At 55.6% G+C, this 22,911-nt stretch carries 20 protein-coding genes; 14 read left to right on the forward strand and 6 right to left on the reverse strand.

From position 1 onward, the window contains the following. Positions 1-296 precede the first annotated feature (296 nt). Genes L975_RS09075 through L975_RS09085 form a run of 3 tightly spaced genes read left to right on the forward strand, consistent with a single transcriptional unit; the run spans position 297 to position 3,628 of the window. Positions 297-1,406: a hypothetical protein gene (locus L975_RS09075; protein ID WP_156121167.1), complete on the forward strand. Its 1,110-nt coding sequence runs from the start codon at positions 297-299 to the stop codon at positions 1,404-1,406. Positions 1,407-1,421: 15 nt separating this feature from the next. Next, positions 1,422-2,543, forward strand: coding sequence for a BamA/TamA family outer membrane protein (locus L975_RS09080; protein ID WP_052181373.1), 1,122 nt, complete (start codon positions 1,422-1,424; stop codon positions 2,541-2,543). Further along, positions 2,543-3,628 (forward strand): DUF4056 domain-containing protein, encoded by a 1,086-nt coding sequence (locus L975_RS09085; RefSeq protein WP_039046781.1) that lies wholly within the window; start codon positions 2,543-2,545, stop codon positions 3,626-3,628. Before L975_RS09080 ends, L975_RS09085 begins: the two co-directional genes overlap by 1 nt. A gap of 88 nt (positions 3,629-3,716) precedes the next feature. Here the strand turns inward: L975_RS09085 and L975_RS09090 are convergent, their stop codons facing one another. Next, positions 3,717-5,087: a sodium-dependent transporter gene (locus tag L975_RS09090; RefSeq protein WP_010865002.1), complete on the reverse strand. Its 1,371-nt coding sequence runs from the start codon at positions 5,085-5,087 to the stop codon at positions 3,717-3,719. Between the two features lie 187 nt (positions 5,088-5,274). Between L975_RS09090 and L975_RS09095 the strand changes: the two genes are divergently transcribed. The 4 genes from L975_RS09095 (at position 5,275) to fre (ending at position 10,302) form a co-directional block, all read left to right on the forward strand. Beyond that, positions 5,275-6,846, forward strand: coding sequence for a sensor domain-containing diguanylate cyclase (locus tag L975_RS09095; protein WP_047708256.1), 1,572 nt, complete (start codon positions 5,275-5,277; stop codon positions 6,844-6,846). A 165-nt stretch (positions 6,847-7,011) separates the two neighbouring features. Beyond that, positions 7,012-7,776: a uridine phosphorylase gene (udp, locus tag L975_RS09100; protein ID WP_047708258.1), complete on the forward strand. Its 765-nt coding sequence runs from the start codon at positions 7,012-7,014 to the stop codon at positions 7,774-7,776. 164 nt (positions 7,777-7,940) lie between these two features. Further along, complete coding sequence (gene ubiD, locus L975_RS09105; protein ID WP_047708259.1) at positions 7,941-9,437, forward strand: 4-hydroxy-3-polyprenylbenzoate decarboxylase; 1,497 nt, start codon at positions 7,941-7,943, stop codon at positions 9,435-9,437. Between the two features lie 163 nt (positions 9,438-9,600). Continuing rightward, positions 9,601-10,302 (forward strand): NAD(P)H-flavin reductase, encoded by a 702-nt coding sequence (gene fre / locus L975_RS09110; RefSeq protein WP_010864998.1) that lies wholly within the window; start codon positions 9,601-9,603, stop codon positions 10,300-10,302. 97 nt (positions 10,303-10,399) lie between these two features. Here the strand turns inward: fre and L975_RS09115 are convergent, their stop codons facing one another. From L975_RS09115 to hemC, 4 genes are read right to left on the reverse strand one after another with little or no spacing between them, the layout of a single operon-like run. Next, positions 10,400-11,593 (reverse strand): heme biosynthesis HemY N-terminal domain-containing protein, encoded by a 1,194-nt coding sequence (locus L975_RS09115; protein ID WP_047708261.1) that lies wholly within the window; start codon positions 11,591-11,593, stop codon positions 10,400-10,402. A gap of 12 nt (positions 11,594-11,605) precedes the next feature. After that, a complete protein-coding gene (gene hemX / locus L975_RS09120) occupies positions 11,606-12,829 on the reverse strand; it encodes a uroporphyrinogen-III C-methyltransferase (protein ID WP_052181374.1) in 1,224 nt (407 codons plus the stop codon). 16 nt (positions 12,830-12,845) lie between these two features. Then, on the reverse strand, positions 12,846-13,589 hold the full coding sequence (locus tag L975_RS09125) for a uroporphyrinogen-III synthase (RefSeq protein ID WP_047708262.1): 744 nt from the start codon (positions 13,587-13,589) through the stop codon (positions 12,846-12,848). Between the two features lie 18 nt (positions 13,590-13,607). Continuing rightward, positions 13,608-14,546, reverse strand: coding sequence for a hydroxymethylbilane synthase (hemC, locus tag L975_RS09130; RefSeq protein ID WP_047708263.1), 939 nt, complete (start codon positions 14,544-14,546; stop codon positions 13,608-13,610). A gap of 389 nt (positions 14,547-14,935) precedes the next feature. Here hemC and L975_RS09135 point away from each other — a divergent pair, with 389 nt between their 5' ends. Next, positions 14,936-17,488 carry a class I adenylate cyclase gene (locus L975_RS09135; RefSeq protein ID WP_081632909.1) on the forward strand — a complete coding sequence of 851 codons (2,553 nt, stop codon included), beginning with the start codon at positions 14,936-14,938 and terminating at the stop codon, positions 17,486-17,488. An 87-nt stretch (positions 17,489-17,575) separates the two neighbouring features. On the opposite strand, the gene cyaY is transcribed toward L975_RS09135, so the two are convergent. Next, on the reverse strand, positions 17,576-17,890 hold the full coding sequence (cyaY, locus tag L975_RS09140) for an iron donor protein CyaY (RefSeq protein ID WP_010864992.1): 315 nt from the start codon (positions 17,888-17,890) through the stop codon (positions 17,576-17,578). A 75-nt stretch (positions 17,891-17,965) separates the two neighbouring features. On the opposite strand from cyaY, the gene L975_RS17925 reads away from it, so the two are divergent. The 6 genes from L975_RS17925 to yigB all read left to right on the forward strand — a co-directional run bounded on the left by L975_RS17925 (position 17,966) and on the right by yigB (position 22,891). Continuing rightward, positions 17,966-18,121, forward strand: coding sequence for a lipoprotein (locus L975_RS17925; RefSeq protein WP_081995654.1), 156 nt, complete (start codon positions 17,966-17,968; stop codon positions 18,119-18,121). A gap of 92 nt (positions 18,122-18,213) precedes the next feature. Further along, on the forward strand, positions 18,214-19,467 hold the full coding sequence (lysA, locus tag L975_RS09145) for a diaminopimelate decarboxylase (RefSeq protein ID WP_047708264.1): 1,254 nt from the start codon (positions 18,214-18,216) through the stop codon (positions 19,465-19,467). A gap of 14 nt (positions 19,468-19,481) precedes the next feature. Further along, positions 19,482-20,306 carry a diaminopimelate epimerase gene (gene dapF, locus L975_RS09150; RefSeq protein ID WP_047708266.1) on the forward strand — a complete coding sequence of 275 codons (825 nt, stop codon included), beginning with the start codon at positions 19,482-19,484 and terminating at the stop codon, positions 20,304-20,306. Between the two features lie 27 nt (positions 20,307-20,333). Further along, complete coding sequence (locus L975_RS09155; RefSeq protein WP_039046788.1) at positions 20,334-21,068, forward strand: DUF484 family protein; 735 nt, start codon at positions 20,334-20,336, stop codon at positions 21,066-21,068. A 57-nt stretch (positions 21,069-21,125) separates the two neighbouring features. Continuing rightward, positions 21,126-22,085, forward strand: coding sequence for a tyrosine recombinase XerC (gene xerC / locus L975_RS09160; protein ID WP_052181375.1), 960 nt, complete (start codon positions 21,126-21,128; stop codon positions 22,083-22,085). A gap of 89 nt (positions 22,086-22,174) precedes the next feature. Beyond that, positions 22,175-22,891: a 5-amino-6-(5-phospho-D-ribitylamino)uracil phosphatase YigB gene (yigB, locus tag L975_RS09165; RefSeq protein WP_039046789.1), complete on the forward strand. Its 717-nt coding sequence runs from the start codon at positions 22,175-22,177 to the stop codon at positions 22,889-22,891. Positions 22,892-22,911: the final 20 nt, after the last annotated feature.

The following is a 22,911-nucleotide window of genomic DNA, read 5'->3' on the forward strand; positions in this document are numbered from 1 at the left end:
CCATGCGAGAGTAGGGAACTGCCAGGCATTAAATTAGTGAAGAGCCCATCCTAACGGATGGGCTTTTTGCGTTTGGGGATTTTGGTTTTTTCTTATCTGTTTTTTCTTCTATTTTTTTTTGTCCCTATACCCTCCACTTCTTCCCTACCTTTGATTGGTATCGATATTTCTTAAATCTCTAACCGTTACAAGTAGATAAGTTATTTAAAACTGTTACTTGTCGCACATTTTGCACCGATTCATAAATTTGTTTGCTTTATAGTGCGGGCTTTTCTTTAGTAGCACGTGGAAATAGCATGCAAACATGGCGAAGTGGACTGACGGCAGCAATGGTGTTGTGGTCGGGAATGATGGTTCCGACTTATGCACAAGACTCGGCTCGGATGTTTCCTATCTGGGGTGAAGAGGCGAAAGCTGCTGGGTATGAAATCCCTGAGCCATTTGGCCTGAATATTAGCCATATGCAGGTAAAGCAAGGGATCCAAGTCGATTCCATTAGCTTTTCTGGTTTGCAATCGGGTTTGAATTTAGGCGCGTTACCGGTTAGTGGCGGACTGGGTTCCGTCATGAGCCCACAAGGTCAGCTGGGGCTAACATTAAATCCGGTAGTACGTGAGACGCGACAACGCTCAGATACCATCACATTACGAGCGGATATGTGGGTGTTCCCATTTTTGAATCTGTATGGGTTGGTGGGCAAGACCAGTGGCCGCACCGATTCGATGTTGGATATGAATGTGGGGCTCCAGGGCAATGCAGGTGTGAGTGTGCATCAGCCTAAGGTTGTGGCCGATCATTTGACGCCGTTGCTGTGCAGTAAGTTGAACGTGGATTGCAGTAAACCCTTCACCGAGAAATTGGTGCATGGTGCAATTACGCAAGCATTGAAAAAAAATCCCGATTTATCTTTACCCATCGCGGCTGATTTCAAACTGACCGATATCCATTTCCCGCTGGAATTTCATGGTGATACTTTTGGCCTTGGCTTTGTCTTGGCCGGCGGTTACGGCAACTGGTTTGCGCTGACTGATGTCAGTTATACCCAAACTAAGATGGATATTCTGGATGGCAAAATTGATGCCTTAGTCGCATCACCGCGAGTCGGCTATCAGTTTTCTGTGCTCGATCGTCCGCTGCGGATCTGGGCCGGCGGTATGTACCAGAGCATTGACCAATCATTTAGCGGCAATATTGCTGACCTAGCATTGCCCGCCAATCTCAAACAGATGCTACTGCTGGTTGACCCAAGCAAGAGTGGCAAATTCCATGTTGAACAGCATCTGGAATCTCCATGGAATACCTTGCTGGGTGCTCAATATCAGATCACACCGAATTTGCTGTTGCTCACCGAATGGGGTCTTGGCAAACGTACCAGCGCATTTTTCACTCTGGATATGCGTTTTTAACGGAGGCGTTTGCTGATGCGACAGACTCATATTTCCCTGTTGGTGCTGAGTACGCTGCTGATGACGCCGCCGTTGTATGCCGCGCAGTGGGTGGATTCCCTTCTGGAGGATTTAGGCTCTTCTGAGACGGTTGATGAGAGTAAGCCGATTGATTGGGGGGTACTGCCGGGGCCGTTTTATAACCCAGAGATGGGCGTTGGCATTGGCGCGGCGGCCATAGGGTTATACCGTGTCGATAAGCAGGATCGGGACACGCAATACTCCACTCTGTCGTTTACTGGTTTTGCCAGTTCAACCGGTGCCTTTGGGGTGGGTTTCGAGAATAACACCTTTTTGCAGCAAGATGCTTGGCGGTTGTTTCTCAAAGGCGCGGTGAAAAATGTACCGACCTCGTTTTGGGGAATCGGCTATGCCGCAGGCAGTCAGGATAGCAATAAACGTGAGTATACCGCCAAGGCGTTGGAGCTGACTCCAGAGCTGGCCTATCGGGTGGCACCTGACTTGTATGCGGCGCTGGGCGGCTCTTTGGTCCGGTTAAGTACGGAGAGCGACGAACCGCTGTTTACCGCATTGCCAGGCGGTGAGCGTAATCAGAGTATCGGTGTGAGTGCGCGTTTGTCGTATGACAGCCGTGATTTTCTGCCCAATCCTTACCGTGGTCAGGTAGCCAGTGTGAAATACACGCGCTATTTGCCCGCGCTGGGTAGTGATGCTGATTTTTCCACCGTAGAGGCGCGTTATAGCTACTACTGGCAATTAAGCGCGCGCACCATTTTGGCCTCTGAGGTGTATGGCTATTTTACTCACGGTGATGTGCCGTGGAATCAGTTGGCCCAGCTCGGTAGTGATAAGCGGATGCGTGGCTATTACGAAGGGCAATATACCGATCGCAATTTACTGACGACGCAACTGGAATTGCGCCAGCAGCTGAGTGGGCGGCATGGCGTAGCGCTGTGGGCTGGCGCGGGAACCGTGACTGCCCATGCTCGTGAGTTGCTGGACGCGGAGGCTCATTGGTTGCCAAATGCTGGGGTCGGTTATCGCTTTGCGTTTAAGCCACGGGTCAATATTCGTCTTGATTGGGGTGTTGGACGCAACACATCTGGTTTTTATTTTCAGGTGAATGAGGCTTTCTGATGAAACGCGGCTTGGTCCCACTGTTATTGGTCTGGGGGATGGGCGGCTTGCCGCTGTCGGTACAAAGCGCACCGGTGGCACCGGATGCGCTGCGGCCTTGCTGTGCGCTCGGCATGGATTTACGTACTTCGCTGTTAGGTGTGCCGCTACCCTGGTATCGGATCCCTAATGTGCTGGACACCCAATCACTCGGTCATCATCACTATAACGATAGCGTGATGCGCTCGGCAGGTGCGGTGCTAGGCTTAGGCGATGAGAAAAATGGTCTTTTGGTTACCCGCGATGGTGGTATTTTAGATACCGCCCACATCCGAGATACCGCCGATAATACCTTTTATCTTTACCAAACCCTCTTGCCGCGCTTAGGTCAGGCATTCTCGCTGGTACTGGCATCTGAGTTAGGGCAGCGCCATGTGGTGCTGCGTCCCTTTACCCCGCCTAGTGCGATGGCGGATCGGCGCTTACTGGCCGCGCGTATGGCGGCTTTAATCGCCTTCCAGCTGGCGGAATGGCATGAAATAGCGCAGTGGTACGGTTATCGTTCGGTACCGGCGATGGCTGAGACGGTATCGGCGTTTTCGCCAGAGGATCTGTACTCTAACTTACTCGGTGCACGGCTCAGCTCTGAGCTGTTGCGTGAGTCGGGGGCGCCGGTGTTGGCGGAGGATTTTAATCATCGCTTTGATCGGGCGTTGCGAATGTATTTAGCGCAGGCCGGTGTTTATCCTGAGGCGCAAGCGCGTCAGGCGCTACAGCAGTTGGATGGCGTGTGGTGGGACAGCACACGGCGCTTGCCAGATCGGCGCTTAGTGCTGCAGCGGAATTATCAGCTGGGTTGGGTGCGAACGCCGATGTTACCGCCCAATTGGCCGGCTCCGGGACGCCGTTTGTGGCTGGCCAGTCGCTGGCAGGGGCAACCGCTGAGTGAATACGTACAGCTGCAGATTTGGCCGGATAAATCGACCCCGGCGTCTTTGAAGGCGGTATTACCGCAGACCTTTTGGACGCGCGATGATTTTGTCCATTTTGCAACTGCTGCCGAGCAGCGAGAGGCAACTTGGCTGGCACAAAGTGAGCAGGATTAACGCGAAGAGAAAAAACAACAGGCGACCAGATGGTCGCCTGTTGTCTATATCAAGCTCAAATTAAGTGTATGAGCGTTATCAAACAGGGTTAGAACAGATTCAACCCTTTGAGCATCACGATCAGTACCAGCAGCGGCGAGACAAAGCGCAGCAGCAGGAACAGGATGCGAGTCAATGAAGCGTTGTGCAGCTGCCCGTGATTGCTGACCGCTTGGCTCAGGTGTTGGCGTCCCCATACCCAGCCGACAAACAGACTCAGCAAGATCCCACCCAGTGGCATCAGTACCTTCGAGCTGAGGGCGTCGAACAGGTCAAACATGTTCAATCCTGCCACGGTGACATGGGCCAAGGTGCTGTTGGATAAGGCGCAGGTGGAGCCGATCAGGGCTAAGAACAACACGTTGATCAGCACCGAACGGGTACGGCTAATCTTAAAGCGCTCACTGATCACCGATACCGGGACTTCCAGAATCGACAACATCGCGCCGGTTGCCGCAATCGCCGACAGCACAAAGAACACCACCATCAGCAAATGACCGAATGGCATCTGGGCAAATACCGCCGGGATGGTGATAAACAGCAGTGATGGGCCTGCGGATGGGGTAAAGCCAAAGCTGAAGACCGCTGGGAAGATGGCGATCCCCGCCAGCATCGAGACAAACAGATCGGCGGTCATCACGCGTAACGCGGTGGCGGGGATATTCTGGTCATCGCGAAAGTAGCTGCCGTAGGTCAGCATGGTGCCCATCCCGATCGACAGCTTGAAAAACGCCAAGCCCATTGCGGTCAGGATGACGCCAGCATCAATTTTGCTAAAATCGGGGCTGAACAGGAAACTTAAGCCTTCTGCCGCACCCGGCAGAGTCAGGCTGCGCACGGCAATAATCACCAGCAGCACAAACAAAATCGGCATCAGTTTTTTGGTTACCGCTTCAATCCCTTTCGAGACCCCGATAATCAGCACCCCGCCGATCACCAGCAGGACTAACCATTGCCACAGTAGGGCTTGCCACGGATTGTGGATCAGCGCATCAAAGGCTGCGCCTGTCGCTTGCGGGCTGCTCGAGAGCAATGAACCGTCGGCGGATTTGAAAATGTAGGCAAAGACCCAGCCGGCCACTTCCGAGTAGAAACCCATGATCAAGTAGGCGCAAATAACGCCGAGCAGACCAATCACCCACCATGCTGAGCGGCGCGGGGCGAGTTTGACGAAGGTGGTAATGGCATCGGCTTTGGCGGCGCGGCCTAAGGTGAGCTCCGCAATCATGATCGGCAGGCCAATCAGCAAGGTGGCGAGCAGGTACACCAGCAGGAAGCTGGCACCGCCGTTGGCACCGGTCAGATAGGGAAATTTCCAGATATTGCCCAGTCCAACCGCAGAGCCTAAGGTGGCGGCAATGACGCCAAAACTGGAGGTGAAACCATCGCGCTGCGCGGGTTTGGGAGTCGCATTACTCATAAATCAGAATATTCCTGTTTTATTATGATACATAAACCATGAGTGCACGTGAGATTGTTCTATCCTGCCTTTTATAGCCAAGAGCTTTTTGTCTGATTTATACTAACCCAATCATCGACATCATGCCCAAGTTTCACGCCAAGGCTATTTTGTGCCGTATTTGAGCCAAGGCAGGAGTTAAGATTACATGGAAAAACGCAAACCGCGGGCATTCTGGCAGGTATGGCGGTGGACTTTTTTTGTTTTTATTCTGTTATTCTTCGTGGATGTTAGCGCGTTTTACGAGTTGTCGCGTCAGAATAAAATTGAGCAACAGCGATTCTTTGCTGCTGAAGCACGCGCGTATGTCGCGAAAGTCCGAGGTTCTATCAAAACCGATCTGCAATTATTGACGTCATTATCCTTAGGGTTCCGGCTCAATAATTACGTGCCACTGCGCGATATTCAGGCCTATATCGAGAGCATGCGCTTAAGTGCGCCACAAACCGTCAAGTTAGAGTGGTTTCCGCTGGTAACACAAGACCAAGTGGCTCCTTTTTTACAGCAGATGCGCAATATTTATCCGGCCTATCATTATCAAGGATGGTTATTTAGTGACAATACGCCGCTCGACACTCTATTGGCGCAGCCGTATATCTTTCCATTAGCGTTTGTCTATCCGGCTAGCGAGCAAAATCAGCAATATTTAGGCTTGTTATTTGGCGGCGAAAAACGTGACAGTTATTTGGCTGATATTATTGCAGGGGCGGAGCAAATAATTACTGACCCGATTCGGCTATGGAATCAACAGAGCGAAAATAACAATCGGAAAAATGGTTTTTTGGTGATTAACGCGGTGCGTAATATCCGCGATAAAAGTTTAGATGGCATATTTGTTTCGGTGATTAACAGCTATGCTTATTTTTCTCATGTGATAAACACCATTAATCCACGTCCGGGGATGGCGATTCAAATCAGTGACGTTTCATCGAGCCCAGAAATTGTGTTGTATCACTCAGCCGCCGCTGTTGCTGCGCCGCGCTCGGCAGGGCCGCTCATGCAGCACGTGGAATATATTGCCCAAGGTGATCGACACTGGAAGGTTTCGGTAACCGGCCATTGGGCGTTGTACGCCGAAAATCGCCTGCTACTGAAGATTTTGTGGTGGGGCGGGCTGGTGGTTTCCCTGTTGGTGAGCTTGATTGTCGGTTATGCGGTAAACCGTACCGGTCTGTATGAATTTTTGCTGCAACAGCGCACGCGCGAGCTAGAGTTTATGTTGGAGCATGATCACTTAACACGGGTGCTCAATCGCCGCGCTTATGATCGCTTGCTGGGGGAGTTTTGCCAGAGTACTCGGCCGTTCACCCTGTTTATGATCGATATGGATTATTTTAAGCGCATCAATGATTGCTTTGGTCATGCGGCGGGGGATGCGGCGTTAATTGAGGTGGCGCTGCGCTTGCAGCAAGCCGCCGGCAGCGGTACTTATCTGGCGCGCATTGGTGGCGATGAGTTTGCGCTGATGACGCCGGTGACTCAAAGCGATGCGGTGCAAAGTCTTGGCGAGCGAATGTTGCTGGCGGTGCGTGAGCCGGTATTCAGTTTCCGTCAGCAGGCAATTCATCTGAGCATTACCCTTGGCGCAGCGGTGTATCAGGCTGGACAAAATCCCGATCAGATCCAAGATTGTGCCGATCAGGCGCTGTATGCGGCGAAACAGCGTGGGCGCGGATGTTGCGTACAATATGTGCAATATATGAACGGACGCGCGCCATAGTCTGATATACATCACATAATTTAGGTAATATGTTGTATGTTAATTGCCTAGATTTGGCATTCGTCACATATCAGCAGGCGGCTCTTCGCTACAGTAATGACTTAATAGTGCAAGGACTCGCCTCCTGTATTCTGACCCATTCGATTAAAAGAAGGAGCCATGACCATGGCGAAATCAGATGTATTCCACCTTGGATTGACTAAAAGTGACCTGAAAGGCGCTACCTTGGCGATTGTTCCGGGCGACCCGGAGCGTGTGAAGAAAATTGCCGAGCTGATGGATAACCCGGTTCATCTGGCCAGTCACCGTGAGTTTACGTCTTGGTTGGGCGAACTGGACGGCAAGCCAGTGGTGATCTGCTCTACCGGGATTGGCGGTCCTTCTACTTCGATTGCCGTGGAAGAGCTGGCACAACTGGGCGTGCGTACTTTCCTGCGTGTAGGTACCACCGGTGCCATTCAGCCACACATCAATGTTGGTGATGTGCTGGTCACTACCGCCTCGGTACGTCTGGACGGTGCGAGCCTGCACTTTGCGCCAATGGAATACCCAGCAGTGGCTGACTTTGACTGTACGACTGCGCTGGTTGCGGCAGCGAAAGATCGCGGCGCGAAGACCCATATCGGTATTACCGCCTCTTCCGATACCTTCTATCCAGGTCAAGAGCGTTATGACACCGTTTCTGGCCGTGTGGTGCGTCGCTTCCAAGGCTCGATGCAAGAGTGGCAGGATCTGGGCGTGATGAACTACGAAATGGAATCTGCGACCTTACTGACCATGTGTGCGAGCCAAGGCTGGCGTGCGGGTATGGTGGCCGGCGTGATCGTAAACCGCACCCAACAGGAAATCCCGAACGCCGAAACCATGAAAGCGACCGAAAGTGATGCGGTGCAGATCGTGGTTGAAGCGGCACGTCGTCTGCTGGATTAAGCATTCTGACCCCTTCTGTACGGCCTGCGGCTCTGCAGGGCGTGGATGAAAAAACGCGGCGATGGCCGCGTTTTTTTATGCCTGTGATTCACCGCGCGGTGGTGGCTCGGCTTTAACCGCCAGAATGCTTATAATGGCGGACGCCGCCGAGAAAAGGACTGCCGATGAAATATAAAGATCTGCGAGAATTTATCGCCTTGCTGGAAGCGCGAGGTGAGTTAAAACGCATCCGGGTACCGGTATCGCCGGATTTGGAGATGACCGAGATTGCTGATCGCGTCCTGCGCGCGGGTGGCCCGGCTCTGCTGTTTGAAAATCCGACCGGTTATACCATGCCGGTGCTGTGCAATCTGTTCGGTACGCCGCAGCGAGTCGCGCTGGGGATGGGGCAAGATGATGTCAGCGCCTTGCGCGATGTCGGCCAGTTACTGGCCTTTCTCAAAGAGCCAGAGCCGCCGAAGGGATTTCGTGACCTGTGGGAAAAAATGCCCAAGTTTCGCCAGGTGTTGAATATGCCGACCAAGCGCCTCAGCAGCGCCCCATGTCAGGAAGTGGTGCAACAAGGGGAGGCGGTGGATTTGACCGCGTTGCCGGTGATGCGCTGCTGGCCCGAAGATGCGGCGCCATTGGTGACGTGGGGGCTGACGGTCACCCGTGGTCCGGTGCGGGAGCGGCAGAACCTTGGCATCTATCGTCAGCAACTGCTCGGTCGTAACAAACTGATCATGCGCTGGTTATCGCACCGTGGTGGCGCGCTCGACTTTCAAGAGTGGCAGCAGGCCCATCCTGGAGAGCGTTTTCCGGTGGTGGTGGCATTGGGCGCCGATCCAGCCACTATTTTGGCGGCGGTAACACCGATCCCCGATACCTTGTCGGAGTACGCGTTTGCCGGTTTGCTGCGCGGTACTAAGACCGAAGTGGTGAAATGCCTAACCTGCGATCTGGAAGTGCCGGCGTCGGCGGAAATCGTGCTAGAAGGTTACATCGAGCCGGGTGAACTGGCGCCGGAAGGGCCGTATGGCGATCACACCGGTTATTATAACGAAGTGGATAACTTCCCAGTCTTTACTGTCACCTGCGTGACCCGCCGCCGCGATGCTATCTATCACTCCACCTACACCGGACGGCCGCCGGATGAGCCGGCGGTGCTTGGGGTGGCGTTGAACGAAGTGTTTGTGCCACTGCTGCAAAAGCAATTTCCTGAGATTGTCGATTTCTACTTGCCGCCGGAAGGCTGTTCATACCGCATGGCGGTGGTGACGATGAAGAAACAGTATCCGGGGCATGCTAAACGGGTGATGATGGGCGTCTGGTCGTTTTTACGTCAGTTTATGTACACCAAATTTGTGATTGTGTGTGATGATGACGTCAATGCCCGTGACTGGAATGATGTGATCTGGGCCATTACCACGCGGATGGATCCGGCGCGTGATACGTTGCTGGTGGAAAACACCCCAATCGATTATCTGGATTTTGCCTCGCCGGTTTCCGGTTTAGGCTCCAAGATGGGGATGGATGCGACCAGCAAGTGGCCGGGGGAAACGGATCGTGAATGGGGCCGTCCGATTGCGCGCGATCCCGAGGTGGTGGCCAAGATCGATGCGATCTGGGACAGCTTACAGCTGGATCAGCCGGTGTCAGAGGCGGCGGCGCAAAAATAAAGCGTTGCGGTAATCAATAAACGTGCACCTCGTTGGTCACAGGCTCATCGCTTGCCCGATGTGGTCAATGAGGAAGGGCGATTAGCCCTTGCTGAGTACGATAACAAGATCCAACACGAACAACAGACAAGAAAAACACCGCTCGGGCGGTAGAGGAAAAGTCATGACAACGTTTTGCTGTAAAGTGTCGCTGGTGGAGCCGATCACCGAAACCGTCTATCGCGTCCGGCTGCAACCGGATCAGGCGGTCAGTTTTCGTGCTGGTCAGTATCTGATGGTGGTCATGGGGGAGCGCGATAAGCGTCCGTTCTCCATTGCATCGACACCGGACAATAGCCATGAGATTGAGCTGCATATCGGGGCTTCCGAGCATAATCCGTATGCCATGGCGGTGATGGATAAGATTAAAACCGGCGAGCCGGTGACGGTGGAAATGCCGTTCGGTGAGGCCTGGTATCGCGCCGATAGCCAAGCGCCGGTGATCTTGATTGCCGGTGGTACCGGTTTTTCCTACGTGCGCTCCATCGTGCTGGATCTGCTGGCGCAGCAGCCGCAGCGTCCGGTCTCTTTGTATTGGGGCGGTCGTGAGCTGACCCACCTGTATGACCTGCCAGAATTGCAGGCGCTGGCCGCCGAGCACCGTAACTTGCAGGTGATCCCGGTGGTGGAGCAGCCTGCGGATAATTGGTCTGGACGCAGTGGTACCGTGTTGGCCGCCGTGATGCAGGATTTTGCTTCCTTGGCCGGTTATGACATTTATATCGCGGGACGGTTTGAGATGGCCAAAGTGGCGCGCGAGCTGTTCTGCGAGCAGCGTGATGCCGATGCCGCGCATCTGTACGGTGATGCGTTTGCCTTTATCTAATTTGCTCTGCGTAAAGCACTAGGCATAAAAACGCGACATAAAAAAACGGGAGGCTAAGCCTCCCGTTGTTATTGGTACGCTGGTGATGGGGGCCGAGTTAGGCGTGGTGCTCGCCATCGACCAATGCCAGACCGCGGCGGCGCATCTCACCGGCATCTTGCGGGTGACCGGCTTTTTCCAGCACGTTAGCCAGCAGCGCATAGTCAGCGGCGTTCGGCTGTTGTGCCAGCGCTTTGCGCAGTGCGCTTTCTGCTTCTGGATATTGGCCTTGTACCGCCAGCAAGTGACCCAGCGTGCGGTTCAGCAGTGCGTTCTCCGGCTCTTTTTTCATCAGATGCTGCAGCACTTTTTCCACCGCAGCAGGATCGGTCGGGTGCAGACGACTCAACACGGTCAACAGCTGTGGCTCAGACGATTTACGCAGACCACTCAGCAACACTTCTTGCGCGTGATGGTGATCATCACACTCAATCAGATGGTTGGCCAGCAGTGCCAAGGTACGCGGATTGGTGCGACGACGACGTGGCTGATTGCGCAGCCACGCCATCAAGCCTTCACTGCCGTTTTCCTTCATCGCCTTATTCATCAGGCCATCTTCGGCATTCAGCTCGATTTGCTCCAGCTCTTGCTCTGGGAACAAACCGGATTTGGTCAGCTGTGGCAGCAGATCCAGCAGCGCGGCATACGCGCCCGCTTGGGTATAGGCTTGCTCGGCCAAACGCAGCACCTGTGGATGACGTGGCGCGACGGCCAGCAGGTGATCGACGCCATGACGAGCGGCATGGATCTCGCCTTGGGCCAGTTGCAGGCGCACGCGGGTGATATCGACCGGCAGGGTATCGTTACCGGCCAACTCGGCGGCGCGGTGCAGATACTGGTTGCAGCTTAAGTTATCGCCGCGTTGCTGCGCCGCTTCGGCGGCCATCAACAGGTTTACCACCGGTTGATCGGCATGCTCGGCGCTCTTCGCCATTAGGCGCTCGGCCTGTTGGTAATCACCTTCGGTCAGTTTCAGCAGACCGGCCAGCGTTTGTTTACGGGCGCGGTTTTGTTTGCGGCGCGCAAACCAGCCGTGGGTGGATGAGCCAATGCGCAGCAGACGGCGCAGCACCGCATCCAGAATAAACAGCGCGGCCAGCGTCAAGATCACCAATATGATCATGCTGGTCAGGCTCATTTCCACGGTATACGGACCGGCCACAATCAGCACATAGCCCTGATGACCGGCAAATTCCGGCCCGATCACCAGTCCGCCGATGATGATGGCAAGCAGTATAAAAATACGTGTCATGACAACTCCCGGTTAGTTAGTGGCGGGTGCCGGTGCCGCATTGGCCGGTGCACTGGTCACCGGAACCGGTGTGGCATTGACGCCAGGCTGAGCCAGCAGGTTACGCACACGGGTTTGCAGCGCATCTTCAAGCAGCGGTTGGCTCTTGAGCGTGGTTGGCAAGTCCATGTAGATAGACTCTTGGCTCAAGGCTTCCAGCTCATTTAAGAACGCTTGGGTGCTGCTGTCTTGCATATCGAAGTAGGAGCGAACCCAGGTATCCACTTTTTCCAGTGACTGCTTATACAGCTCGTTCTGGTGCCGTGGAATAGCCATCGCAGCCATTTGCAGACGCTGACGGATATTTTCCCGCAGGTAGTAATCCTGATTAGGTGCCAGCAGTGGCTCGACATTCCCATCGCGACGACGCACGGTGATAAAGTCGTTCACGAAACTGTCCCAGCTCTTCATCAGGTTAGATTTCCAGTCGTTAATCGAGCTGCTCAGAGTCAGATCTTCGGTCGCCCCTTCTGCCGGTGGCAGTTGAGTATCGGCCAGCTTCAGGTTATCGACCTGATTGGCCAGACTGGTGATCTCGAGGATCAGACCGTCGGTGTCCACTTTGTTGATGCCGGCCAGGGCGCTGATGTCATCTTTCAATGCTTGGCGGATTGGCAGCAGGCTGGGGTCATTCATCTGCGCCAAGCTGAGATCGGCACTTTTCAGCAGGGCACCGGCGGAGGTGACATCTTGCTCCATCCACAGTTTGCGACCGGCGTTCTTGACCAGATAGTCGGCTTCGGCCAGCAGCCAGTCATTTGAGCGACGTCCGGCAACCTCGGTCAGCTGACGCTGCAGAGTGCGGATTTGCTCTTCTTGGGCCGCTTGGGTTTGGCGCGCCTTTTCCAAGGTTTGATTCATTTCGCTGCTCATCTCACCGGCCAGTTTTTTCTGGTTATCCAGAGCCTGAGTGAGGGCGCTGCTCAAGGTATCGACCTGTTGGCGCATCTGGGCCAGATCGCTCATCTGACTCTGATTTTGCTGGTGGCCGTGGTAGTACAAGCCGCCGCCGAGGGCAATCACCAGCGCAATGGCGATCGCGCCCAGCGTCTGACCCCCGCTGCGCGCAGGAGCGGCAGTGTCCGGCTTGGCCGGTGCGGGCTGAGTGACCGGCTGGGAAGCTGCTGTCTCTGGTACAGGGGTAGAGGAGGCTTGTTCATCCGCAGCGGGAGATGACTGGGGCTTTTGATCCGTCATTGAGATTCGTCCCGAGTTATTCAAATTGTTCAACTGCGGCAATCAGCGATCGGTTATCGGCGCGGTCGGAAATCACGATTTCCTGCCAGCCAAACTCCCGGGCCATTGCAGCAATACGTTTACTGACAACCACTAACCGGCAGGATGTCAGCCAGTGATGGGCAGTGTCAGGTACCAGTGCAACAAGTTGTTGCAGTATATCGCCGCTGGTGATCACCAGCAGATTTACATTGGCGCGCTGCCAGATATCGGTCTGTTGCGCGCCGCAATATTCCAAAGGAACGCGTTGATAGCATTCGCAAAAATTCACTTCGGCACCGCGCTCACGCAGCACCTGCGCCAATAACGGTCGACCGCCATTGCCGCGTAAAATCAGTACCTGCTGACCGCTCACGGTTTGCAGGGCGGGCAGCTGCAACAGCCCTTCGCTGGTTTCATCGCACGCTGGGAACAACACCGGTTGCCCACAGGCTTGTTGCAGATGCAGGGCGGTACTACGGCCGACCGCGGCATACTGCACGTGTGGCCAGCGGCCACCAATTTGCTCAACCGTTTGCTCAGCATAGCTGACCGCGTGCCCAGACGCAGCAATAATCCAATCACCGGGATTCAAGCGACTGAAATAGCCCGGCAGCAAGTTCAATTCACTGCCGGCGGCCAGCGTAAATAAAGGCGCATGGATTGCCGCTCGTCCGGCGGCGGACAAGGCGGTGGTCAATTCGATGCCGGCCTGATCGGGCCGGGTGACTAAAATGGTCATGCCGCTGTGCTACTTCCGTTACTTCACTATATGGCCGTACACGGCAGACAAGATACTACCGGCACCGGCGTCCAGCAGTTGTTCTGCCAGTGCGCTGCCGAGCTGTTCGGCTTCCGTGCGCGGGCCGCGGATCTCAGCTTGCAACAGGCGCGAGCCATCGGGCGCGCCAACCAGTGCGCGTAAATAGAGCTGATCGCCCGTCAGTTCGGCATAGCTGCCAATCGGCACCTGACAGCCACCTTGCAGGCGGTTGTTCATCGCCCGCTCGGCCACGACGCGATCGGCGGTGTCGGCGTGATTGAGTGGCGCTAACAGCGCACGGACCCGTGCATCATCCAGTCGGCATTCGATGCCAATGGCACCCTGACCGACTGCCGGCAGCGATTGCTGCACGCTCAAACGGGCGCGAATACGCGCTTCTAGCCCCAAGCGGCGCAGGCCTGCGGCAGCCAAAATGATGGCGTCATATTCGCCGTTATCCAGCTTGCTCAAGCGGGTGCCGACATTGCCGCGCAGATCTTTGATGTGCAGATCCGGGCGCGCGGCGCGTAGCTGACATTGGCGGCGTAAACTGGAGGTGCCGACGATGGCGCCCTGAGGCAGCGCATCCAGCGAGTCATAGTGGTTGGATACCAGCGCATCGTGCGGATCATCGCGCTCGCAAATGCAGACCAAACCTAAACCGTCTGGGAATTCGACCGGCACATCTTTCATCGAATGCACGGCGATATCGGCGCGCTGTTCGAGTAGGGCCAATTCCAGCTCTTTGACAAACAGCCCCTTGCCACCGACTTTGGCCAGCGGGGTATCGAGGATCACATCCCCCTTAGTAACCATCGGCACCAGCGTTACCTCCAGATCTGGGTGCTGGGCACACAGTAACTGGCGAACATGCTCGGCCTGCCATAAGGCAAGCGGACTTTGACGGGTGGCGATGCGAATAAGCTGTTTGGACATGCTGTTAACCGTATGACGAAGATAGCTAATCCTACCACCGGGCGGTAGCAGGTGTCAGCGCATCGGATCGCACTCTGTGCGTTTGGCGGCGATATTCGGCGGCATAATTGTGAGAGCTATTGCGTTTTTCGTTATTTAATGTAAATAATTTGTGAACTCGATCTGGGTTTCACGACGGCCTGCTTTTTTCACTGTGGTGGTTGACGTGCAACAGGATTTCGTGGCTGGATTAACCTTGTTGTCTTTACGGTGACCGTTGAAAATGTTAAATTGATCACGTTTTCGACATCATCAAAAAGTAACAGCACAAGGCTTGGGTAAGACACGGATGTGCATGGTGTCGGTGGGTAGGTTACCGGGGCTCCGGTATTAATGTCAGGCAATGCGTATTGTACCTGTATATTGAGACACTCAAACGGCGAATGGATGCCATAAACCAGCTGCGCGTTGAACGTGCGTTGGCGGCGATGGGGCCTGCTTTTCATCAGGTCTACAGCCTGTTGCCCGTTTTGTTAAATTACAACCACCCGATGATGCCGGGCTACCTTGATGACGGGGTGCCGCATGGTGTCTGCCTGTTTACGCCTGATGAAATGCAACAGCAGTTCATCGACGACTGCTCCCGCGCTTGGGGGCAGCCACTCAGTGAGCCGCATCAAGGCGAGCTTCCTATTACCGCCATCTATTCGATGGGCAGTACCTCTTCCGTGGGCCAAAGTGCCGATTCCGATCTGGATATCTGGGTCTGTCACCAGTCGTGGCTGGATCGCGATGAGCGTCAGCGTCTGCTGGACAAATGCACTTTGCTCGAGCAATGGGCGCGCTCGCGTGGCGTGGACATCAGCTTCTTCCTGATTGATGAAAATCGCTTCCGTCACAACGAATACGACACCTTAAGTACCGAAAACTGCGGCTCGATGCAGCACCTGTTGCTGCTGGATGAGTTTTACCGCACCGCGGTGCGTTTAGCCGGTAAGCGGATTTTGTGGAACATGGTCCCGGTGGAGATGGAAGAGCAGTATGACGAGTATGTCTTGCTGCTGTACGCACAAGGGGCGCTCAACGCCAACGAGTGGTTGGACTTGGGCGGCTTGGGCAAATTGTCGGCAGCGGAATATTACGGTGCCAGCTTGTGGCAGCTGTACAAGAGTATCGACTCGCCGTACAAAGCGGTGCTGAAAAGCTTGCTGCTGGAAGCCTATTCCTGCGAATACCCCGAAACCGAATTACTGGCGTTGGAGATGAAGCGTTGTCTGCACTCCGGCGACATTATCAGCTGCGGTCTGGACGCCTACAGTATGATGCTGGGGCGGGTGACCCGTTACTTGACTTCGGTCGGTGACGAAACGCGTCTTGATTTGGCGCGCCGCTGTTTTTATCTCAAAGTGTGCGAAAAATTATCGCAGACCCCGACCGTGATCAGCTGGCGGCGTGAAGTGCTGCAAGGCTTAGTGGCCGAGTGGGGTTGGGATGCGGCCAAGATCCGCAAGCTAGATAACCGCGCGCACTGGAAAATCGAGCAGGTCCGCGAAGCGCACAATGAGCTGCTGGAAGCGTTGATGCAAAGCTATCGCAACCTGATCCGCTTTGCGCGTCGTCACAACCTCAGTGTCAGTGCCAGCCCTGAAGATATCGGGGTGTTGACCCGTAAACTGTATGCCGCATTCGAAGTGCTGCCGGGCAAGGTCACCTTGGTGAACCCGCAAATTTCGCCGGATTTATCCGAGCGCGATCTGACCTTTATTCAGGTACCGGATGGTCGCAGTAACGCCAAAGGCTGGTATCTGTATAACAAGGCACCATTGCTGTTTGAAATTGCCGGCCGACCGAATCTGGAATACAACCGCTACCTGAGTAAGCTGGTGGCGTGGACCTATTTTAATGGTCTGCTGACGCCGCAAACCCGGCTGCATGTGCAGGGCGGCAGTGCCTGTGATACCGCCAAGCTGTGTCAGCTGGTGCAAGATATTCGCAGCCACTTCCCGATTAAGCGGCCGATGCCGAGCCAGAAAGAGCTGTATAGCCCGTGCGAAATTCGCCACCTCGGCATCATCATCAATCTGGAAGTCGACCCCACCGCTGATTTTAACAACACGGCGGTGCGTTTTGATTTTAGCCAGACCGATGTGTTCAGTTTCGGTCAGCAGCAGCAAAGCTTAGTCGGCAGTGTCGATCTGCTGTATCGCAACTCGTGGAACGAAGTGCGGACCCTGCATTTTCGTGGCGAAGAGTGCCTGCTGGATGCGATTAAAACCATCCTCGGCAAGATGCATCAGGATGCCGCCTTACCGGAAGCGGTCGAGGTGTTCTGCTACAGCCGTCATCTGCGGGCGATTATCCGCAACCGAGTCTCGCAGCTGGTGGCCGAGTGTATCGACCTGCGCCTGTCCAGTGAGCGCCAAGAGCCGAAACGCTTTAAATCGCTGCGCATTGCCGGTCAGACTTGGGGCTTGTTCTTCGAGCGGCGCGGTGTCTCGGTGCAAAAGTTGGAAAATGGCGTCGATTTCTACGGCTGTATCTCCAACACCAAATTGCACGGCTTCCCGCTGATGCTGGGTAGCGAAGAGCCCAATCTGCCGCCGATAGTCGATGCTTACGCCAGCGAAGGGATCATTCAGTTCTTCTTCGAAGACAGCGAACGCGGTTTTAATATCTACATTCTGGATGAGTCTAACCGCATCGAGGTGTATCAGAACTGCGAAGGTAACAAAGATGAGCTGGTGCAGGATGTGAACCGCTTCTACGCGGCGTCGCATGACAAGCTGACGTTCGGTGCCAGCATTATCAACTTCAACCTGCCGCAGTTTTATCTGATGGTGCAGCGCGATGGGATGACCCAGATAGAGCCATACCGTAGCGGTGCGCCGCGTGATACGGCGGCCAATCAGGATACGACCTGGACGCCCGAGGCGCTGTTTCAGCACAGCCGCTCACAGGCGTAAGCGTGACGGCGGCTGATTGACCGTTACCGCATTATGTGCCATTGAGTCAGTGGTGCAGGCAACATGGGTAACGGTCAATAACGCACTTTAGCGCAGATCCACTTCTTCCTCGGCCTGACGAGTGCAGGCGACCGACATAAAATCCCAGAACTCCGCACCGCTGCGATCGCAGATCCACTCTTGGTCGACAAAGTTGAAATGGAAGCCGCCAAATTTGGTGGCGACCCAGATCTGATGCAGTGGCTGCTGGCGGTTGAGAATGATTTTGCTGTCGTTCTCAAAGGTCAGGGTCATCACCCCGCCTTGGGTGTCATAATCGATATCGGTATCGATCGCATCCAGTTTCTCTTCCAGCGCCAGCCAGATGGCGTCTGCGGCCTGATGAAATTCAGTGTCATTCATGGTGGCTATCCTATTGCTTTTCATGATCGAGCTGCGATTATAGAAGTCTTATTATCGTAAATAACAGGCAATCTCATGAAGAATTCTCTTTGCCGTGCATGGGCACTGGGTGTGGTACTGACGTTGGCGGGGTGTGGCGTAAAAGGTCCACTGTATATGCCAGCGCCAGAAAAGCCGGCGCCGACCGCGCCACAAGCGGTGCCAGCCGCGGAAACCGCACCGGCAGCGTAATCGCCCACGCCGCATCGCGATGGACGCGAGGCGGCGTAGCATCCCGGCTCCCGGCAAGCAGAGCTTGATTGCACAACTCAAGGAAGGGCACGTTGGATCATTTTAACTATCAGGACGATCAGCAGTTATATGCTGAAGGCGTGGCACTGCCTGCATTGGCCGCGCAGTTTGGTACCCCGCTGTATGTCTATTCCCGCGCGACGCTGGAGCGTCACTGGCATGCCTTTGATAATGCAGTGGCCGGTCATCCACATCTGATTTGCTATGCGGTCAAAGCCAACTCCACCTTGGCACTGCTCAATCTGCTGGCCCGCTTGGGTTCGGGGTTTGATATTGTGTCTCGTGGTGAGCTGGAGCGTGTATTAGCTGCCGGCGGCTCCCCTGACAAGGTCGTATTTTCCGGGGTGGCGAAAAGTCGCAGCGATATCGAGCGCGCCTTGGAAGTAGGGATCCGCTGCTTTAACGTGGAGTCGGAAGCCGAATTACAGCGCCTCAATCAGATTGCCGGTGAACGCGGTTGCCGCGCGCCGGTCTCGTTACGGGTAAACCCCGATGTGGATGCCAAGACCCATCCGTACATCTCCACCGGTCTGAAAGAGAACAAATTTGGCATCAGCCATCAAGACGCGCGGCGCATTTACCGTATCGCGCGCGATCTGCCGCACCTGCAGGTGGTGGGTATTGATTGCCATATCGGCTCGCAATTGACTGAATTAGCGCCGTTTTTGGACGCATTAGACCGTTTACTGCTGCTGATTGACGCATTAGCGGAAGATGGCATCCATTTACGCCATGTGGATGTCGGCGGCGGCCTTGGGGTGCGCTATGATAGCGAAACCCCACCGCAACCGGCGGAGTATGCCGCGGCGCTGCTGGCCAAATTGGCCGGACGACCTGAGTTGGAGCTGGTGTTTGAACCCGGTCGCGCGATTGTCGCCAATGCAGGGGTGATGCTGACACGGGTGGAATACCTGAAAGCCTCCGCCGATCGTAACTTTGCGATTGTGGATGCGGGGATGAACGACCTGCTGCGTCCGGCACTGTATCAGGCGTGGATGCAAATCCTGCCCGCCGATCGCGCCTTGGCACGCCCGAGCGCTTGCTACGATGTGGTGGGACCGGTGTGCGAAACCAGTGATTTTCTCGGCAAGCAGCGAGAACTGGCCATCGCCCAAGGCGATCTGCTGGTGGTGCGCTCGGCTGGGGCCTACGGTTTTAGCATGAGCTCGAATTATAACTCTCGGCCACGGGCGGCAGAGGTGCTGGTTGACGGCACCGAATTTCACCTGATCCGAGAGCGAGAAACTTTAAGCGATTTATGGCGCGGGGAGCACCTGCTGCCGTGATAACGGAGAACCGCGTGCAATTTTCCAAGATGCATGGACTGGGCAACGACTTTATGGTTGTGGATGCGGTGACCCAGAACCTGTTTTTTTCACCGGAGCTGATTCGCAAATTGGCGGATCGCCATCGGGGGGTCGGCTTTGACCAGTTGCTGGTGGTCGAGCCGCCGTACGATCCGGATCTGGACTTTCACTACCGGATTTTCAATGCCGATGGCAGCGAAGTGGCGCAGTGCGGCAATGGCGCGCGCTGCTTTGCTGCGTTTGTGCGGCAAAAAGGGCTGACCAATAAGCGCGAAATTCGAGTCAGTACCCAAGTCGGCAAGATGATTTTGCAAGTGCAAGACGACGAGCAGATCACCGTCAACATGGGGGTGCCGGAGTTTGAACCGTCGCGCATCCCGCTGCGGGCGGTGAAAGAGGAAAAAACCTATATCCTGCGCGCCGGCGAGCAAACCGTGTTTTACGGCGCGGTGTCGATGGGCAATCCTCACTGTGTGTTGCAAGTGGAGAGCACCGATAGCGCGCCAGTGGAAACCTTAGGCCCGCTGCTGGAAAATCATGAGCGTTTTCCTGAGCGGGTGAATGTCGGCTTTATGCAGGTGGTCAGCCGTGAGCATATCCGTTTGCGGGTATACGAGCGCGGCGCGGGGGAAACTCAGGCCTGCGGGAGTGGTGCTTGCGCGGCAGTGGCCGTTGGCATTATGCAAGGGCTGCTTGGCGAGTCGGTGCAAGTCGACCTGCCGGGGGGCAGTCTGCAGATTCGCTGGCGCGGCGCCGGTCAGCCGTTGTACATGACGGGCCCAGCGACCCACGTTTTTGATGGATTTGTCACCCTGTAAGAGGGGCTGAGAGGGAGTAACTCCGGCATGAGTGATGCCAGTATCAGTGAGCGGCCGGTGGCCGAGGCGCCGGCATTGACCGACCGTCAGGTGGCGGACTATTTACAGCGTCAGCCGCAGTTTTTTATCCGTCAGCCGACGCTACTGAACAGTTTGCAGATCCCGCATTACAGCCGCGGCGCGGTGTCATTGGTGGAGTTGCAACTGCTGATCTTGCGTCAGCAAGTCAGTGACTTACAACAGCAGCAGCGTGAGCTGTTGGCGCGCGCCGCGGAAAACGAACGTTTGTTTTTCAGTCTGTTACCACTGCAACGTCAGCTGTTACAGGCACCGACTTTGGCCGACGGACTGCAGGCGCTGCAGCAATGGAGCCGCGCGCAAGGCTTATTGGCCTGTGGTTTGCGCCTCTTTAGTGACAGCTGGCAGCTAACCGCGCCGAGCACGGCTCATGAGCTGGCATTGAGTCAGTTACAGTTTGAGCCGATCCGGGTGCAGCGCTTTGGCCAATGTTTCTTCCCGGGGGCCAGTTACTTGGGGCCCTTGAATGCCGTCGAGCAGCAATTGCTGTTACCGGATGTGGTGCGGGTGGGCTCGGTTGCTCTGCAGCGGTTGGGTGTCGAGCGCGAATGGGGAGTATTGGTGTTTGCCAGCCGTGACCCACAGCATTTCCAGCCCGGTATGGCCACCCACCTGTTACAGCAGGTGGCGACGATGGTGGAGCACGCGTTGCCTGCGTGGGTGGCGCTGCGCGCACCGAGTTAAACTGGCGCGCGTGAGGGTATTCGCCTCACGCACCAGCCTGATAAACGGACATTCCTGATGCGAACCACGTTACCTTCTACTGCATCCTCTGCGGTGTCTACGACGCCGGTCGATGACAACCCACTGCACCCTTTGGCGCAGCAGTACTTGGACTTTTTACGCAATGAGCGCCAACTGAGCCCGAAAACGCTGGAAAGCTACCAACGCCAGTTAGGCGTGATCCAGCAACAGATGTTGGGCATAGGACTGCGTAGCTGGCCACAGTTGGATGCCGCGTGGATCCGACAGTTGGTGGCACGCGCTAAGCGCGAAGGGCTTAAAGAGAGTGCGCAGGCGCTGCGGTTGTCGGTGCTGCGCAGTTTTCTCGATTATTTGGTGCTGCACGGCGAGTTGGCGGCTAATCCGGCGCGCGGCATTGCGGCGCCGAAAAAGCCGAAACGATTACCGAAAAACATGGATGTGGATGAAGTCGGTCACCTGCTGACGGTTAATGACAGCGATCCGCTGGCGGTGCGCGATCGCGCCATCATGGAGCTGATGTACGGTGCGGGACTGCGTTTGTCGGAGCTGGTTGGTCTTAATTGCAACATGCTGGATCTGGCCGGTGGCGAGGTGCAGGTGTTGGGTAAAGGCAGCAAAGAGCGGCGGGTGCCGTTTGGCCGTACCGCGTTAGCATGGTTAGAGCGCTGGTTGGCGCTGCGGCCAAGTTTTGCGCCGCACGATGAGGCGCTGTTTGTCTCACAGCGCGGCACGCGCATCAGTACTCGCAACGTGCAAAAACGGATGGCCGAATGGGGCATTAAGCAGGAAGTCAGCAGTCACGTGCATCCGCATAAACTGCGCCACTCCTTTGCCAGCCACTTGCTGGAGTCGAGCGGCGATTTGCGCGCGGTGCAAGAGCTGCTCGGGCACGCCAATTTATCGACCACTCAGATCTATACCCACCTCGATTTTCAGCATCTGGCTAAGGTGTATGATGCGGCGCATCCACGCGCTAAACGCGAATCTGATTCATAACGCGGCGGCAATAGCCACGACCTCACTTGGCTAACTCACGAGGCTAACTGGGCGGCGGGCATTGCGGCAGCGTATTACGGGAGCATGATATGCAGTTTTTCCGTCCGCTGCGGCCGATTGCGGCCCTCAGCTTTGATCTTGACGACACCCTGTACGACAACGAGCCGGTGATGCACGCCTGCGAGCAGGATGCGGCGGCCGCGTTAGGGCGTCGCTATCCGCAGTTAGCACACTTGAGCGCCGCCGATTGGGCGGCACGCCGCCATCTGCGCGCCCAACGCGAGCCGGCGTTGCAGCATGATATGACGGCGCTGCGTGGGGCGACCATTGCTGCCGAGCTGGTGGCGTACGGCATGGCGGAAAGTGAGGCTGAACGCGGCGCACAGCAAGGAATGGCCGAATTTATCCGCTTGCGAAATCGCATTCGCGTACCGCAGGAAACCTTGCAGGTGTTGGCGGCGTTGGCTGAACGTTGGCCGTTGGTGGCTATTAGCAATGGTAATGCCGATCCGGCCTTGATTGGTCTGGCGCCGTACTTTCAATTTTGTCTGCGCGCCGGCCCCGATGGGCGCGCCAAGCCCTATCCCGATATGTTCCAGCTGGCGGCGCAGCGTCTCGACATTCGTCCGGAAAGCTTGCTGCACGTTGGTGATCACCTGCAAACGGATGTGCAAGGGGCGATCCATGCCGGCGCACAAGCGTGCTGGTTGAACGATCATCAGCGGCAGCTGCGCAGCGACGATCACAGCCGCACCCTGCCGACCTTGGAAATCCGTCGGTTGGCCTCGCTGTGTGAGCTGTTATAATCCCTCATATTGTATAAAAA

It is taken from the genome of Plesiomonas sp. ZOR0011, from assembly GCF_000800945.1.
In the GTDB taxonomy this organism is placed as follows: domain Bacteria; phylum Pseudomonadota; class Gammaproteobacteria; order Enterobacterales; family CAMTGL01; genus Plesiomonas; species Plesiomonas shigelloides.

Bases quoted from the DNA above. Each gene is read 5' to 3' on its own strand.
- L975_RS09075 (WP_156121167.1), top strand. From the start codon at position 297: ATGCAAACATGGCGAAGTGGACTGACGGCAGCAATGGTGTTGTGGTCG.
- L975_RS09085 (WP_039046781.1), top strand. From the start codon at position 2,543: ATGAAACGCGGCTTGGTCCCACTGTTATTGGTCTGGGGGATGGGCGGC.
- ubiD (WP_047708259.1), top strand. From the start codon at position 7,941: ATGAAATATAAAGATCTGCGAGAATTTATCGCCTTGCTGGAAGCGCGA.
- L975_RS09080 (WP_052181373.1), top strand. From the start codon at position 1,422: ATGCGACAGACTCATATTTCCCTGTTGGTGCTGAGTACGCTGCTGATG.
- udp (WP_047708258.1), top strand. From the start codon at position 7,012: ATGGCGAAATCAGATGTATTCCACCTTGGATTGACTAAAAGTGACCTG.
- L975_RS09125 (WP_047708262.1), bottom strand. From the start codon at position 13,589: ATGACCATTTTAGTCACCCGGCCCGATCAGGCCGGCATCGAATTGACC.
- hemC (WP_047708263.1), bottom strand. From the start codon at position 14,546: ATGTCCAAACAGCTTATTCGCATCGCCACCCGTCAAAGTCCGCTTGCC.
- xerC (WP_052181375.1), top strand. From the start codon at position 21,126: ATGCGAACCACGTTACCTTCTACTGCATCCTCTGCGGTGTCTACGACG.
- L975_RS09155 (WP_039046788.1), top strand. From the start codon at position 20,334: ATGAGTGATGCCAGTATCAGTGAGCGGCCGGTGGCCGAGGCGCCGGCA.
- cyaY (WP_010864992.1), bottom strand. From the start codon at position 17,890: ATGAATGACACTGAATTTCATCAGGCCGCAGACGCCATCTGGCTGGCG.
- hemX (WP_052181374.1), bottom strand. From the start codon at position 12,829: ATGACGGATCAAAAGCCCCAGTCATCTCCCGCTGCGGATGAACAAGCC.
- L975_RS09115 (WP_047708261.1), bottom strand. From the start codon at position 11,593: ATGACACGTATTTTTATACTGCTTGCCATCATCATCGGCGGACTGGTG.
- L975_RS09095 (WP_047708256.1), top strand. From the start codon at position 5,275: ATGGAAAAACGCAAACCGCGGGCATTCTGGCAGGTATGGCGGTGGACT.
- yigB (WP_039046789.1), top strand. From the start codon at position 22,175: ATGCAGTTTTTCCGTCCGCTGCGGCCGATTGCGGCCCTCAGCTTTGAT.
- L975_RS09090 (WP_010865002.1), bottom strand. From the start codon at position 5,087: ATGAGTAATGCGACTCCCAAACCCGCGCAGCGCGATGGTTTCACCTCC.
- L975_RS17925 (WP_081995654.1), top strand. From the start codon at position 17,966: ATGAAGAATTCTCTTTGCCGTGCATGGGCACTGGGTGTGGTACTGACG.
- fre (WP_010864998.1), top strand. From the start codon at position 9,601: ATGACAACGTTTTGCTGTAAAGTGTCGCTGGTGGAGCCGATCACCGAA.